Source organism: Actinomyces succiniciruminis, from assembly GCF_900002405.1.
Lineage (GTDB): Bacteria > Actinomycetota > Actinomycetes > Actinomycetales > Actinomycetaceae > Actinomyces > Actinomyces succiniciruminis.
This window is the reverse complement of the sequence record NZ_LK995526.1, coordinates 26506-41382: the sequence shown is the minus strand read 5'-3', so window position 1 is coordinate 41382 and position 14877 is coordinate 26506. Positions and strand designations below refer to the sequence as shown.

General features: G+C 69.0%; 14 protein-coding genes. 6 read left to right on the top strand and 8 right to left on the bottom strand.

What is annotated here, in order from left to right:
* Positions 1 to 148: 148 nt before the first annotated feature.
* On the top strand, positions 149 to 472 hold the full coding sequence (locus BN1056_RS10640; protein ID WP_073331031.1) for a WhiB family transcriptional regulator: 324 nt from the start codon (positions 149 to 151) through the stop codon (positions 470 to 472).
* 130 nt (positions 473 to 602) lie between these two features.
* Positions 603 to 797, top strand: a complete 195-nt coding sequence (gene sp36, locus BN1056_RS10635; protein ID WP_210581068.1) for a Sp36 family protein — start codon at positions 603 to 605, stop codon at positions 795 to 797.
* 159 nt (positions 798 to 956) lie between these two features.
* Here the strand turns inward: sp36 and BN1056_RS10630 are convergent, their stop codons facing one another.
* The gene (locus tag BN1056_RS10630; protein WP_073331028.1) at positions 957 to 1634 is read right to left on the bottom strand and encodes a Crp/Fnr family transcriptional regulator; all 678 of its coding nucleotides are present in this window, start codon (positions 1632 to 1634) and stop codon (positions 957 to 959) included.
* Between the two features lie 199 nt (positions 1635 to 1833).
* Here BN1056_RS10630 and nth point away from each other — a divergent pair, with 199 nt between their 5' ends.
* Positions 1834 to 2496 carry an endonuclease III gene (nth, locus tag BN1056_RS10625; RefSeq protein WP_244671662.1) on the top strand — a complete coding sequence of 221 codons (663 nt, stop codon included), beginning with the start codon at positions 1834 to 1836 and terminating at the stop codon, positions 2494 to 2496.
* On the opposite strand, the gene BN1056_RS10620 is transcribed toward nth, so the two are convergent.
* The 5 genes from BN1056_RS10620 to BN1056_RS10600 all read right to left on the bottom strand — a co-directional run bounded on the left by BN1056_RS10620 (position 2399) and on the right by BN1056_RS10600 (position 6901).
* Positions 2399 to 3517 (bottom strand): alpha/beta fold hydrolase, encoded by a 1119-nt coding sequence (locus BN1056_RS10620; RefSeq protein WP_210581065.1) that lies wholly within the window; start codon positions 3515 to 3517, stop codon positions 2399 to 2401. The genes nth and BN1056_RS10620 overlap by 98 nt on opposite strands.
* 106 nt (positions 3518 to 3623) lie before the next feature.
* The gene (locus tag BN1056_RS10615) at positions 3624 to 3947 is read right to left on the bottom strand and encodes a branched-chain amino acid transporter permease (protein ID WP_210581063.1); all 324 of its coding nucleotides are present in this window, start codon (positions 3945 to 3947) and stop codon (positions 3624 to 3626) included.
* Positions 3947 to 4657, bottom strand: a complete 711-nt coding sequence (locus BN1056_RS10610; protein WP_210581103.1) for an AzlC family ABC transporter permease — start codon at positions 4655 to 4657, stop codon at positions 3947 to 3949. Before BN1056_RS10610 ends, BN1056_RS10615 begins: the two co-directional genes overlap by 1 nt.
* A 190-nt stretch (positions 4658 to 4847) precedes the next feature.
* Positions 4848 to 5777 carry a hypothetical protein gene (locus BN1056_RS14795; RefSeq protein WP_244671660.1) on the bottom strand — a complete coding sequence of 310 codons (930 nt, stop codon included), beginning with the start codon at positions 5775 to 5777 and terminating at the stop codon, positions 4848 to 4850.
* A 131-nt stretch (positions 5778 to 5908) separates the two neighbouring features.
* Positions 5909 to 6901 (bottom strand): hypothetical protein, encoded by a 993-nt coding sequence (locus BN1056_RS10600; RefSeq protein ID WP_244671659.1) that lies wholly within the window; start codon positions 6899 to 6901, stop codon positions 5909 to 5911.
* 152 nt (positions 6902 to 7053) lie between these two features.
* Between BN1056_RS10600 and BN1056_RS10595 the strand changes: the two genes are divergently transcribed.
* On the top strand, positions 7054 to 8754 hold the full coding sequence (locus tag BN1056_RS10595; protein WP_244671658.1) for an alpha/beta hydrolase: 1701 nt from the start codon (positions 7054 to 7056) through the stop codon (positions 8752 to 8754).
* Positions 8755 to 8856: 102 nt separating this feature from the next.
* On the top strand, positions 8857 to 10395 hold the full coding sequence (locus BN1056_RS10590) for a hypothetical protein (RefSeq protein WP_210581061.1): 1539 nt from the start codon (positions 8857 to 8859) through the stop codon (positions 10393 to 10395).
* A gap of 208 nt (positions 10396 to 10603) precedes the next feature.
* On the opposite strand, the gene BN1056_RS10585 is transcribed toward BN1056_RS10590, so the two are convergent.
* Both BN1056_RS10585 and BN1056_RS10580 read right to left on the bottom strand, forming a co-directional pair.
* On the bottom strand, positions 10604 to 11908 hold the full coding sequence (locus tag BN1056_RS10585; protein WP_210581059.1) for an LssY C-terminal domain-containing protein: 1305 nt from the start codon (positions 11906 to 11908) through the stop codon (positions 10604 to 10606).
* A 493-nt stretch (positions 11909 to 12401) separates the two neighbouring features.
* Positions 12402 to 13478 (bottom strand): Fic family protein, encoded by a 1077-nt coding sequence (locus tag BN1056_RS10580; protein ID WP_244671657.1) that lies wholly within the window; start codon positions 13476 to 13478, stop codon positions 12402 to 12404.
* A 305-nt stretch (positions 13479 to 13783) separates the two neighbouring features.
* Between BN1056_RS10580 and BN1056_RS10575 the strand changes: the two genes are divergently transcribed.
* Positions 13784 to 14779, top strand: coding sequence for a Fic family protein (locus BN1056_RS10575; RefSeq protein WP_342343948.1), 996 nt, complete (start codon positions 13784 to 13786; stop codon positions 14777 to 14779).
* The last annotated feature ends 98 nt before the right edge of the window (positions 14780 to 14877 follow it).

Genomic DNA, 14877 nt, shown 5'->3' with positions numbered 1-14877 from the left:
CGCCTGCATGGTGGGGAATGCCGGGGTGCGTGGCCGGTGCGCGAGCCCCCGCGCAGATGCCAATTTGGCAAATGACCATCGGTTGGCATACCGTCTACGTGTGATCCGGCCGACATTGTAGTCGACCGCGGCGGTAGGGGAGTGAGAAATGACGAGCGACCAGACTTGGGCGGCCCGTGCGGCCTGCGCAAGCGTCCAGCCCGACCGGCTGTTCGGCAAGGGGGCGGAGCAGCGCGATGCCCGTTCGCTGTGCTTCACCTGCCCGGTACGCATGGAGTGCCTGGCGGAGGCCCTGGACTCGGAGTTGAGCTTCGGCGTCTGGGGAGGGCTTACCGAGCGCGAGCGTCGAGCGCTGCTGCGGCGGTTCCCGGAGGTCACCGACTGGAGCGAGTGGCTGCGCCGCGAGGACGACGAACTGGTCGCCGAGATTCATGCGCGACGCGCTCCCCGTATCCTCGCGCGCGTGCGGTAACCGGCGTCGGCGGGCCCACATTAGGGCCCACCGACGTGCCCGCCCGTGGTCGTTGCTATGCGGGGCGGATTGCGCGGCAATGCCGCCGCCGGGCTTTCGGCTGGGCTTCTTGACCCATAGGCTTTAGCTCATGACCGACGCAACTAGCAACAGCAATACCCTGGGCGCTACCCGGTGGGAGTACGCAACCGTGCCCCTGCTCGTCCACGCCACCAAGCAGATCCTCGACCAGTGGGGCGCCGACGGCTGGGAGCTCGTGCAGGTGATCCCCGGCCCGACCGGCTCGGACAACCTAGTCGCCTATTTGAAGCGGCCACTGGCCTGAGACGTGGATGCGGTCGGCGGTCCGGGTAACCGCGGTCAGCCGGACCGCCGACCACTCCGAGCGGCCGCGCCAGCAGCAACAAACGCCGAAACCGGCACGAATGACGTGCCGGTTTCGGCGTTTATCCGCGCCGAGCTTGCGGCGAAGAAGATGCGGGCGTCAGCGGGCGCGACGACGCAGGCGATCGACGTCGAGCAGGGTGACGGCGCGCCCCTCCAGACGGATCCAGCCGCGGGAGACGAACTCCGCCAGCGACTTGTTGACCGTCTCGCGGGAGGCGCCGACCAGCTGGGCGAGCTCCTCCTGGGTGAGGTCGTGCGGCACGTGCACGCCGTCCTCCGTGGTGGACCCGAAGCGGTCGGCGAGGTCCAGCAGGGCCTTGGCGACGCGGCCGGGCACATCGGAGAAGACCAGGTCGGCCAGGGCCGTGTTGGTACGGCGCAGCCGCTGGGCCAGGGCGCGCAGCATGTCCTTGGCCAGGGTGGGATGCGTCTCGATGAAGCTCATCAGCTGGGTGTGCTCCAGCGCCAACAGGTCGGTGGGGGCGACCGCGGTGGCCGTGGTGGAGCGCGGGCCCGGATCGAACAGGGTCAGTTCGCCGACGACCTCGCCGGGGCCGAGCACCGCGAGCAGGTTCTCCCGCCCGTCGGCGGAGGCGTGGCCGAGCTTGATCTTGCCGGATAGGAGGATGTACAGGCGGTCGCCCGGGTCACCCTCGTTGAAGAGGATCTCGCCGCGGCGCAGGGTGGTCTGCGTCATCATGTTGCGCAGCTCTTCCCGCTCCTCCGGATTCATCCCCTCAAACAGTGGGATCTTGGAGATGATGCTGTCTTCCACGAGGGTCCTCCTGTGGTGTGTAGTAGGGCGGGCCCGGGAACGAGCGGGGCCTCTTACGTCATATCCTAGCCACGGCTTGTGACCTGTGGCACGCCGACGAGCATTGTAGTCTGACTGTGTGCCAGGTCAAATCATCGAGTCATCGGCCACGTCGACGGGTCCGGGCGGGTCGACCCCCAGTCCGGTCTCGCCGGTTCCCATCTCGGGTGAGCCAGGCGCCCCGAGTGATGCGGACGCCCGGCGGGCCGCCGCCGTCGACGACGTCCTGATCGGCCTGTACCCGGACGCCCGCTGCACCCTGGACCACAACAGCCCCTTCCAGCTGCTGGTGGCGACGGTCCTGTCCGCCCAGACCACCGACGCCCGCGTCAACACCATCACCCCGGAACTGTTCGCCCGCTACCCGGACGCGGCCGCGCTCGCCGGCGCGGACCGGGTCGACCTGGAGGCGCGGCTGCGGCCCTTGGGCATGCACCACACCCGTGCGGCCCGACTGATCGCGCTGGGCGCCGAGCTGGTAGCCGCTCACGGCGGCGCGGTGCCCGCGGACCGGAAGGCCTTGGTGGCCCTGCCCGGAGTGGGGCGCAAAACCGCCAACGTGGTGCTCGGCGACGCCTTCGGCGTACCCGCGATCACCGTGGACACGCATGTGGGCCGCCTATCGCGCCGCCTGGGCTGGACGACGGCGCGCGACCCGCTCGCCGTCGAACGCGATCTTGCCGCCCTGTGGGAACCGGCGCGGTGGACGGGCGGGTGCCACCGGCTCATTGAGCACGGGAGGACGGTGTGCCGCGCCCGTGCTCCCCGCTGCGAGGCGTGCGCGCTGAACGCCGCCGGGCTATGCCCCCGGGTGGGCGTATAAACGACGTCCTGCGGCGCGCGCCGCTCCGCTGCCCGCGAGCGGAGGGCCGCGGCTCGTCATGCCGGGCCGGGGTCGCCAGCTCGGTGAGGAAGGGCAGTAGCACGTCCACCAGTCGTTCCGGTGCCTCCTCCTGCGGGAAGTGCCCGACGCCGCGGATGGTCACCTGCTGCAGGACGCCGACCACATGGTGGGTGTCGCGGGCGTGGGCCCGGGCGGGCTGCACCGGGTCGAACTCGCCCTGCACGGACAGCACCGGCACCGTCGTCGGCCGGTTCAGCGCCTGCACCTCGGCGCGCGTGAGGGTGGAGCGGCGGGTGCTTTCCAGTGCGGAATGCGCCGCGCCCGGGCGCGCCAGCAGTGCGGCGTAATACTCGGCGCCCTCGGTGACCAGTGGGCGCGTGGCCGGGGCCGCCCAGGAGCGCAGCAGCCGCTCGACGCCCGCCGTCGTCCGCAGGCTGCGCTCGGGCAGCAGGGGCACGTTGAAGAACAGGTGCTGCACCGTAGAGCCCATGACGGTGCGCATGGGCAGGGAGCGCACGGCCAGAGGGTGTGGCGCCCCAATCGGCACCAGCCCCACCGTCAGCTCCGGTTCCAGGCTGGCCAGCGTCCAGCCGACCTGCCCGCCGAGCCCGGCGCCGACGATGATCGCGTGGTCGTGCCCGAGCGCGCGCACCACGGCGGCGACGTCGCGAGCGAGAGTGACCAGGTCGTATCCCGACGGCGGGCGGTCGGAGCCGCCGAAGCCTCGCAGGTCGACGGCGATCACGCGGTGGCCTGCGTCCGCCAGTGCCGGGATTACATGTCGCCACGTCCACCAGCACTCGGGGAAGCCGTGCAACAGCAGGACCGGGTGCCCGGCCGGTGCAGCCGTCTCGGGGTTGCGCGCCGCCGGTGAGGTCGGGGACGGGACGGCGGAGGCCAGCGGAGCTTCGGGGCCGGCCAGGACGACGTGGAAACGAGTACCGCCTGCGGTGACGTGGCGGTGGGCCCACGGTCCGGGACGAGTCACGGTGGCTTGCACAGCGGCAGCCTACTGGTAAGACGCCGACACCCGCTCGGTCTGTCCCCGAGCGAGGTTCATGCTGTGCTCGCGGAGCGCTCGGCGGGTGGCCGCGGAGCGAAGTGGTTCAGGCCATCAGTAGCGAGGCGGCCACGTAGACGGCGGTACCCCCGACCAGGGACAGCCCCATCGCATGGCGCCACAGGTGCAGTCCCGCAGTAGTGCCGATGCCGACGACGGCGGGCAGCCAGGTGGCCGGGGCGGTGGTCACGCCGTCGAGTGTGTAGGCCACCAGCACGATCATGACGCCCAGCGGCATGGCGTCGCCGAGGAAGGCCAGCAGCGGTACGCGGCCGCGGCCGCGCAGGAGCACGAAGGGCGCGATACGGCAGGCGAAGGTGATCGCCGCCACCACCACTACGGTCAGCGCCAGCTGGGAGTTGGTCAGCATCAGCGCGCCTCCTCGCCGGCGGTCCGGACGGCGCGTTGCCGCCAGGTGTACAGCGCGATCAGTGCGACGGCGAGAGTACCCAGGGCGCTGAGCAGGGCCGCCGATCCGCCCACCGCCAGTCCGACTGCGCCGGCCACGAACCCGATCAGCAGCACCGCCAGGTCCGGGTGGGAACGCCAGTTCTCAATTGCCAGGACCACGAACAGCGCCGTCAACACGAAGCCGAGCAGCTCCACCCGCTCCCCGACAAGGGCCGCCAGACCCGTACCCGCAAGCGCCCCCGCCGTGGTGCCGAAGATCCACGCGCAGTGGCTCATGACCTCGACGGTGACGATGTAGCGCCCGCTCATCGCCGTCCGCTCCCGCGAGGCCAACAGGGCGTACACCTCGTCGGTGATGGCATGGATCGCATACAGGCGGGTGAGCAGGCGGCCGCGCACCCGGTCCAGGGGAAAACCCAGTCCGTAGAAGACGTGCCTGCCGGATACGAACAGCGTGGAGGCGGCGATTGCGGCCAGCGGCTCCCCGGCACCGGCCAGCGGTACCAGCAGCATCTGCATGGTGCCCGAGTAGATGAGCACGCTCCATAGCGGCGCCCACCACCAGTTCAGGCCCTCGGCGACCAGCAGCAGGCCGGCCGCCAGGCCAAGCGTGATGTAGCCGATGACGACCGGTACGGCGTCGCGGGCGGCGTCGCGCCTCGTGACCATCGGCAGCGATGCCGTGCGGGATACGGACGCCGGGTGCGGGCCGGTGGGGGAGGTACGGGGATCGGGCACCGGCCCAGGCTAGGCCGCCGACGGCGACGGGAGCGCCGTTGGTTTCATGGTGAGACCGCGCCGCTGTTCGGGGCCGATCTGCCTGTGGGCGGCACCGCCGCTGGCGGCATCGGAGTCGGTGTCAGTCGTTGCGGCGGCCGCGGTCGATGATCTCCTGCTCGCGCCGACCCGCCCGGCGGGCGTTGTGCGAGACCACGCCAACCATGATCATGAACAGGCCGAAGGCAACGAACTTGCCGCTGACGGCGTCCGCCCAGAAGTAGCTGGACAGGGACGCGCCCAGGTTCGAGTGCGCCGTGAGCCGATCCAGGAACGGGCCGATCGAGTCGTTCATCGCCGCCGGCGCCACCAGGAACGGCACTCCGACCACCAGCGAGATCACGCCGACGACGAAGGAGCCCAGGCTGGAGCGGCTCGCCGTCCACAGGGCGATGGCGAGCACGACGGCGCCCGCGCCCAGCTCCAGTAGCGCGGCCACCGGCGTGCCGAAGCTCAGCGGGGTGGCGCCGTCGACCGCCGCGGCGGCCCCGTCGTGGAAGAGGTACCAGGCCAGAGGCAGGGCGACGACCCAGACCAGCACGCCGGCCCAGTGGGCGGCTGCACGGGACTTCGGGCGGCCGACGACGCTGGAGCCGTCCAGCAGGATGTCATCCTCCGTGCGTGGCTTGGCGGAGCGCGGCTTGGGCTGCTCGGCGGCGGGGGCGGCGTCTGCCTGGGGGGTGGCCGGTAGGAACGCGGTGTCCTGCGAGGCTAGCGGCGGCTGAGCCGCCGGGGCCGGGGCGGGGTCCGGTGGGAACAGGGTGGAGGTGGTCTTGTCCTCCGGTGTGCTGGAGGCGGCGGGGATGGCGTCCGCGGCGGCTTCCGCGTCGGCGGGGGTGGCCGCGAGATCGGCAGCGCTGGGCGCTGGCTCGACGGTGCTCGGTGCGTCGGTTGTAGGCCCGTCGGCCGCGGCGTCGCCCGGCGCGGATGCGCGGGCCCAGGCCGTGGATTCGAGATCGGACTCGGCGGCCTGATCCTCGGGGTTGTTCCCGGCGGTGGTGTCGGTGCTCATCGTGACCTCCTTTTCCGCCCACGGTAATGGTCGGGTACCCGCCCGCGGGGAGGCGTGCCGGGTGGGGGCCGAAAGTCGACCGAGCTGGCAGGTGAGGCGGCGTCGGCGGAGGTCGGGCCTGCTGCGGTGCCTTACGCGTGCGTCGGCGTCTCGCGGGAGTGCAGTTCGGCGAGTTCGCCCGCCCGCCCCCGGCGCCGGGCCAGGTGCGCGCCCCACCCGACCGTGACCAGTACCGTGCCCGCCAGCAGCAGGCTGATACCGGTGGGGTCGTGGGGAAGCAACCGGGCCAGCAGCCCGGCCCCCGGTAGCCGCGGCCACACCTGCGCCAGCATTGCGGGCAGAGAGAACAGTGCCAGCAGCGCCCCGGTGACGCGGGCCCCCAGGGTCGATCTCCCGGTCAAGGCTGCCCCCAGGGCCAGCAGCACCAGTGCCAGTGCGGGCTCGAGCAGGGCGCCCCCGAGCGACGCCCCCGGGGACACCAGGGGTGCATACCCGACCGCGAGCAGGGCCAGGCCGGCTCCCACCGCCACTGCCGTAAGCGGGAAGGAGACCACATGGTCGCGCCGTCGCGAAGGCGGGGCCGCCGGGGTGACCCCCAGTTTCCGATCGCTCGCACTAAGCCTTACCGATAGGCGTGCCTCTGCGCGCCCCGCGCGGCGGGCCCGGCGCATCCCCCAGGAACCCCCCAGCAGCAGTCCCGCGACGATGAGCACGGCGCCGGTGGGGATCAGGGAGCGGGCCCACTCGAAGGGCGCGGCGGTGGCGTGCTCGGGGCTGAGCAGGATGACTGCCTGCGCCACCAGCGCGACCACACCGCCGACCAGGCCACCCAAAGAGGAGCGCACCGCGAACAGCCACTGCGCCAGGGCGGACAGCAGCAGCGTGAGCAGCCCGAGCACGATCATGCGCAGCAGCTGGCCGGCGGTGGAGGCCTGGGCGGTCGCACCCGCCAGGGCGAGCGTCAGCGGCGGCAACACCACGCCGACGGCGGCGGTCAGCAGGTAGTCGCCGCGGCGCGAGCGCGGCGCCTGGCGGACGCCGTCGGGATCGGGATCAGGGGTCGACGGCGTGGGGACGGCTCGCCCCGATGACGCCGTCGCGGGGGAGGACTTGTCTTGCGCCACAACCGGATTCTAGACGATTGGCGGTTGGCCGTGCTCGGCGTCGTCCGTTGGTTGAGGTGTAGGGGTCTCCTCCCGTGGCATGACCGTGGCCGACGGGGCAATCGGTCGGCGGAGGGATTCGGACGGTGTCGGAGATGTTTACATTCCCGTTCATGAGAACGAAAATGATTCACAATAAGGTTGCTGCTCCGCTTGCGGTAGCGGCAGTCGCATGCCTGGCATTGTCTGCGTGTACCGCAGTCAGCGACAACCGCAGCGGCTCGACGGCGTCGGGCGGTACGACATCCGCCATCCCGGTGGATGCGCCGAGCATGCCGCCGGTGCCCGCAGGCTTGGAGAGTTTCTACCAGCAGAAGGTCGACTGGAAGGACTGCGCGGATGATGCCTCCTTCCAGTGCGCCACGGTCAAGGTGCCGCTGGACTATGCAAACCCTTCCGGCAAGACCATTGACCTGGCGATGAAGAGGCTGCCATCCACTTCGGGAGAGCCGATCGGCACGCTGCTGACCAATCCCGGCGGGCCTGGCGGATCCGGCCTGGAGTACGTCTCGCAGGAGGGCGTCTTCTCCGACGCACTGCGAGCGGGCTACGACATCCTCGGCTTCGACCCGCGCGGGGTGGGCGAGTCCACGCCCCTGACCTGCCTCAGCCCGCAGGAGATGAGTGAGGTGGCCGAGGCCACATTGCAGCAGAAGAGTTCCGGAGCCACCAACCAGCAGCAGGACAATGATGCCGCCGATCCGCGGCAGGGCTCAACGCCGGTGGACTTTGAGGAGGAGACCGCCGAGAGCACCGAGCAAACTGCGGCCGAACTGGCCGCCAGGTGCAAGCAGTACTCGCCTGAACCCGATCTGATCGACCACATGGACACCGCCTCGGTGGCGCGTGACATGGATGTGCTGCGGGCGCTATCGGGTGATGCGCGCCTGCACTACTTGGGAATCTCTTACGGGACCTACCTGGGAGCGCGCTACGCGGAGATGTTCCCCGCGAACGTGGGCCGGATGGTGCTGGACAGCGCGCAGGACCCCTCACAGGAGAATGCGGACAACGTGGTGCAGCAGGCGGAGGCCATTGAGAAGAGCCTGCGCGCCTACGTCGAACACTGCCAGGCGGGAGAGGACTGCCCACTGACCGGGGATGTCGACTCCGGCGTCGAGCAGATCAGGCAACTCATTGAGAAGGCCAACACCACGCCGCTGCCGTCCACTCTGGGCGACTCCGTAGACGGGGCGACGCTCACGAAGACCCTGATCGACATGATGTATGACAACAGTGCATGGGACCTTCTGACCGCGGCGCTCAGCCAGGCGATCAAGAACAATGACGGTACGGCCCTCGCCGTGCTGACCAATCCGTCACTGGTGGACGATGAGACGGACCCGCAGGAGCTGGCTGAGAAGGAGGCCCGCGAGGCGGCCAATGAGAACGCCATCAGCGCCATCGACTGCCTCGACTACCCGGTCCGTGGAGACGAGTCCGAGTGGGACGAGCAGGCGGCCAGAATCCAGGAGGTGGCGCCCACGCTCGGCACGGGGCTGACCTACCCCGACGCGTTCTGCAAGGGCTGGGGACACCACACCGATAACCAGCCGGGTGAGATCCGTGCCACGGGTGCGGCACCGATCCTCGTCGTCGGCATCACCGGAGACCCCGCCACCCCGTACCAGTGGGCCAATGATCTGGCCGCCCAGCTGGACTCTGCCCGCCTGCTGACCGTGGAGGGCAACGGTCACGGCGCCTATAAGCGCAAGGGTGACTGCGTGGACAACACCATCGACAACTACCTGCTGCGCGGCGAGCTGCCGGAGAAGGACTTGACCTGCAAGGAGGAGATTGAGCAGTACTACTGAACCCGGGCGGGGCGGGTCGGTTGAACGGACTCGCTCAACCACCGCTGTGCAATGTTCAGAAAGCCATAGAAGTTGAACCGACCGTTGAAAGTGAAGCATCTGATGACTGAGTCCAGTCCGACCTCCTTCTCACTCACGCGCCGCTCCGCCGTAGCGGCTATCGGGGCCGCGCTCCTGCTGCCATTGGCGGCCTGCGCGGGCGGCAATGACGCGCAGGGCAAGAGCCCGGCGTCCACATTGCCGACTCCAGAGCCCCCCACGGGAGCGCAGGACCCGCTCGGCAGTCTGGCAGGTGCGCCGTCGTTGTCCGATGAGCAGTACGAGACCGTGGTCGAGGGCGTGTCCGCCTGGGTGACCCGTATCTGGCCGCTTATGGGGCAGGTGTGGCCGGGGGGCGATTACACCAGGCATCGGATCGTGGCCATGCAGGTCGACGAGCAGCTCAAGGCGACACGTGCGTGGGTGATCTCAACGGAGGGCCACCGGGAACTCAAAGCCGACGAGTATGCGAGCATTGAGGTGCCCACCTCCTACGGCAAGATCGCCTTCGAGGACCAGCCGTCCATCACGCTCAACCTCGGCCAGGCAGCCTCTGCGGGCGCCGGGGGGAAGGAGGATGGAGGGGCCGCCGTGGGCATGAACTCCACACCGTCCGTGAGCGCCACCGGAGCCTCCGATCCTGCCGCAGATCGCACGGATCCAGCCACCTACGCCTTCGCGCTCATGACCCACGAGCTGGTCCACTTCTACTATCAGGGCGAGATCAATGTGACCGCCTCCAGCAGCAGGGACACCCCCTACCCGTACCAGGCGCAGCCCCGCACCCTGCGGCGCATGATGCTGCACCGCTTGCGCCAGGCGGCAACGGATGCGGACAAGCGGTCCGAGCACTTGGGGCACGCCCGCTACTGGATGGACACCTGGAAGTCGGAGTTCGCGGGCGAGGCCGAGGACATCCATCAGTACGACATCGTTGAGGGCACTGCCCGGTACGTGGAGTACATGGCGCTGTCCATCCAGGAGAATCAGTCCCCTGAGCAGCTTCAGACCCGGCAGGCGGCGCTGCTGAAGGAGGAACCGCTGGACGTATCGGTCGACGTGGAGTCCTATGCATTCGGATTCATCACCGGGGTGCTGCTGGACACGGTCAAGCCCGACTGGAAGAACGGCTTCTACACCAGTGGCAAGACGCTCACGGAGATGCTCCTGGAGGACGTGGCCCCCGTTCCGGAGGAGGTTGACCCCGAGGTCGGTGGTCAGGTTGACGAGGCGATCAAGGAGGCCGACCAGTACGTTGCACCGGACATCAAGAAGATCGACGACGCCGAGGCGGATACTTCGGTGGCCTACCTGCACCTGCCCAAGTTGGATGAGATCGGTTACGGCGGTTCCTTCGTCTACAAGGACAAGGTGGTGCTGACCACCACCATTCTGGTCCTGAATGGTGAGGGGCAGAATCTTCAGGTGCTGGGAGTGCTGACCTTCACCGGCGCTGACAAGGAATCGCTGAATATCCCCTTGATCAACGCGCCGCACAGCTACGCCGACGGCGTGCTCACGGTCACGGGTGATGAGATCACCGGAACCATCAAGGCCGAGAAGACCACCGAGAACGGCAGGGAGGTGTTTGTCGCCAAATAACTCTTGGTGGGGAGCAATACGGCCCGCGTCGCCCAGAAGCGGGGCGCGTATAGGGGGCGGCCGACGGTAAACAGCGGATGAGCATGGGACACGGTGACGGGTAAGTCCGCACCAGAACACCTCGCACCGACCGCCGCCGCGGCGGTCGGCCAGCAGGACCGAGTGTGGCGACCGGAGCGACATAGCTCCTCCAGGGTCCATTCGAGGTTCATTCAGCCCGTGCCCGCAGCCGTTCGGCTTTGTGCTCCCGCTCCCAGCGGGGAATGGGTCTGGCCGTCATCGCCAGCAGCGCCAGCACTCCCAGCGCCGCCGCGACGATCGGCCCCCAACTCGCCTGGCGAATCCCGACCCCGGAGATCTCGGTCATGAGCGAACCGAGGCTCAGACCCAGCACCACCATCAGGGCGATGCGGGCACGGGGATGCCCGAGCCAGACCGCCACCGCCAGCCCCAGGATCAGGGCCGTCATCACCGCGGTGGTTACCGTCGCCGTCGCCACGACCAGTCGATGGGTGTCGGCGACGCCACTCCCATCCAGTTCACGAGCAATGTCGTCGATGGCCACACCGCCGAACAGCCTCAGCGCATTGGCACAAAGAAGCGACACCACCAGCACCATGGCCACAATCAGCTCCGGCGGCCGCCGACGGCGCACCTCGGCCTCAGTCCTGCGTGCCCGTTGCAATTCGCCACCGGAGTCGGGTACCAGGCGATCCAGGTTCAGCACGTACAGATCGCCGTCGGTGACGATCCGGTCGCCACCGCCGTTGCGGTGGTGGTAGGCGGTGAAGAAGTCCGGCCATATCTTCAGCGAGGCGGCATCATTGGCCCAGCGGACGTCGTCGACCACATAGTCGCGCTCGACGTCGATGTCGGCGTCGATCTTGTGCGTCACCTGGAAGGTGAGGGTGGACAGCCCCACGGAGCGGTCGTAGGTCGCACCGGCCAGCCAGTCCACGCGGCGGCCGCCGGGCATGACCCAGCCCTCGGGCACACGCCAGAACCGGATGTGATGCCGCTGGGCCGGGTTGCCCTCCACCTCCTTCTGGTAGGCGAAGTCCTGCTTGCGCCCGAACAGCAGTAGGTCGGAGACCGGTGCGGCCGGGTAGGAGCGGCGCAGCAGCGAGGAGACGACGATCCCCCATGCCGAGCGCAGCGTGATGGGGTCGGCGCGCACCCAGCCGGCCTTCGTCATTGCGGCATGGATGTCCTCCTCGTCGCCTAGCACGGCGAGGTTGACCGGATCGCCCAGCAGACCGTCGGCGGTACGGGTGCGGCCGATGAAGTAGTCGGGCACGTACAACCAGGTGAGTATCTGATGCAGGCGGGGCAGCGCCAGATAGGACAGCACCGCCCAGAACAGCACGATGTTGACTATCGCCCCCGGGCTCAGGTGGGTGCCCGAACCGAGCAGCAGCCATGCCAGCCAGAGCGTGGCCAGCGCGGCGACGGCGAAGAAGACGGCGTCCAGGACGTCGTCGAGGCCCCAGTCACGGGCGCCGGCGGCCAGCACCTTGTCCGATCCCGCCGAGTAGACGGGCGGGGAATCAGGACGGGGCGAGTGCGCACCATCGGTGCGGCGGCGCCGCTGCGGTCGGCCTGGGCCGGTAACGCGCGAGCATTTCGTTCACCGGTCATGTCCCGCACAGTACCGGACCTATGACATCAGACAGCACCGGTCGCTTCCTTGACAAGCTGCGCAGGCCTTGCGGGGCCGAGGCCCGAACTTGGACGGCGGTGCTGGGTGCCTGTCCACTTGACCGCCTACTGCGCCGGTTTGTGCTCTGCTACGCCACTTAGCGGTCTGTTGAAGGCCTCCGAGGTATACAGCGGACCTCTAACCGGCGTACCAAACGGCGAAGTGGCGTAGCAGACGAGTTCTGCGGCGGGCACGACGGATCCGTCGCGCGTCGTCCTCGTAGTAGGTCGCCAGCCAGGAGACACGACGTGCCCGTAAACGCCTACGAAGCCGTCTTCTATCGAAGCGAGTAACCACCCGTACGCAGCTACACCGGGTCTCCGGCGAGTAGGACTGTTAGCACTCGGGGTGCGGTGAAGCGGCGCGGCTGTGCGTCGGGATTGAGTGTCCGCAGGACTCCCAAGTCGACCAACTGCCCCACCAGACCATTGGCTCGCCCGTAGGACAGTCCAAGTCGCTGTGCCACCGTGCGCACCGTGAAAGACGGCGTCGACACCGCCAGGTCCACCAGGTCGGCAGCGCGTGCGGAACGCAGAGACGAGGAATGGATGACTTGTTTGAGTTCATCTTGCACCTGCGTGAGTGTCTCCATCTGCTTCTGGGTGCTGGTTGCGGCAGCGGCAAGGCCGGAGGCGAAGAAACTGAGGAAGGTGTCCCAGTCGCCGTTCGTGCTCACCCCGAGGAGGGCGTCGTAGTAGTGGCTGCGGCGAGCCTCAAACCAGGGTGAGACTGTGAGCGTCGGCTCACTCAGTACGCCGAGGGACAGCAGCGTCAGGACGATCAGGTAGCGTCCGAGTCGTCCGTTGCCGTCGCGGAAAGGGTGCAGAGTTTCGAACTGGTAGTGCGCCATGCCTGCTACGACGACAGGATCAATGGCACCGGCATGATCTTGGCGGAGCCAGTCCACCAGCGCGGTGACTCCGTCACGCAGCTGATCGCCGGGCGGCACGGGTACGAAGCGACTGGCGTGAATCGGCACCATGCCCTCAGCGGCCTCATCGCGACGGCCGATTACCACCTGGGTGGTGCGCAGGTGGCCCGATTCGGGCTCCAAAGGAGTCCCCCGCATCAGACGTCCCTGAAGGTCCTCGATGAGACCGACGGTGAGAGGTCGTCCCTCCTGAACCCAGGCGAAGCCCTGATCCGCCATGGCCACGTAGTTGAGGATCTCAGTCATCTGGGGCGTGGACGGAGCGTCTTCATCGGCTGTGAGGACATCGTCAAGCGGAGCGTAGGTGCCTTCCAACGCTGAGGTTGACTGAGCCTCGCGGCGCAGTACGGGGGTACGCAGGAGGTAAGGATTCGGCAGGCGACGAGCGGTGGCGTCCAAAGCCGCCAGAGCGGCGCGGGCCTGGGCGATGGAGCGGTATGTGGCTCCGGTCAACTCAGGTTCGTGCGCGCCCAAGGACGCCGGGATGAAGGCCTTGTGTCTCCAGTCTCCAAGGAGCGCGTCAGAGCCTGCGATGTCGACGAGTTCTCCCATCGAGCTGTGTTTGAACATCTCAAGGTCCACCATGTCAGCCTAACGGCACTTGTGTGACATGTTCCAGAGGAACTTTGCATACAACGGGCACTTGTGTGACATCTGCTCTTGGTGCGTTGCACATAACGGGTGTTTGCGACGCAGTCGCATGCGCACCGGCTTGTGGCGGGCTCCGCCCTCACGCATACAGTGAGCTCGTGATCAGCATGGGGGTGTCGATCGGACCGCCGCCTGGCGAGCAGCCGGCGCGCGGGGTGCCGTCCGTGCGCGCGGCCGAGTCCGCAGGCGCGCCACGCGCGCGGCACCAGCAGCCAGAGCGCACCAGTGATCCCACCGTCCGGGCACTGAAAGCACTTGCCGCCCACCCGCGGGTCAAGCGCGCCGAGGACGCCGTGCGCGACGCCTCCACGCAGTTGCGCTGGCACCAGGCCCTACGTCGCCGCTGGCGCGAGGCCCGCGCCGAGACCGCAATACGTGGCGCCATCGCCTCCGCCGCCGTTGAGGGCGTCGTCCTGCCCGCCGCGGTGCTGCGCGACGCCGTCGCCGCCCGCGGCCTGGCCGAGGCCGCCACCGGCGATCCCTCCCTCGATGCCGCCGCCGGCCTGTGGCGCGCCGGCGTGCGCCTGGGCGAGTGGATGCCCGACCTGGGCGGCCCCGCCCGACCCGCCCAACCGAGCCCCCGCACCTTGCTGACCGCCTTGCACCGCGACGTCGCCGGCCCCCTAGCCGCTACCGGACAAATCCCCTTGGACGCGGTCGCCATCCCGCGCGCCCCGGGGGTGTCCCCGCGCGAGGGCGGCCCCGGAGCGGCTCCCGACGCCGCCGCACTGCGGGACCGCATCGCCGCCCTGCTCAGCCTCCTCGACCTCCCCGGCGTCCCCGCGCTCGTGCGCGCCGCCGTGGTACACGGCGAGATGATTACCGCCCGCCCCTTCATCGCCGCCAACGCCGCCGTCGGCCGGCTGCTGGTGCGCTACCTGATCACCCGCGACGGGCTGGAACCCACTGGCGTGGCCGTCACCGACCAGTACGCCGGCCGCGCGCCCGGCGCCTACGCCGATGCGGCCGCCGCCTACGCCTCCGGGCAGCCCGACGGCGTGATCGACTGGATCGTGTGGCAGGCGGAGGCGATCCTCGTCGGCATCCAGGAGGCGCAGGCCATCTGTCGCTCCGTCCAGGCCGGAACCACCGCCGTTCGCTGAGCCGCTACCGGAGCCCACAGGCGCGGTTCAAGACAACCTGCGCGGACGCTATCCACAGGCCGTCGGCACCATTGGCGGCTCCCGGCGCACTCTGTTGG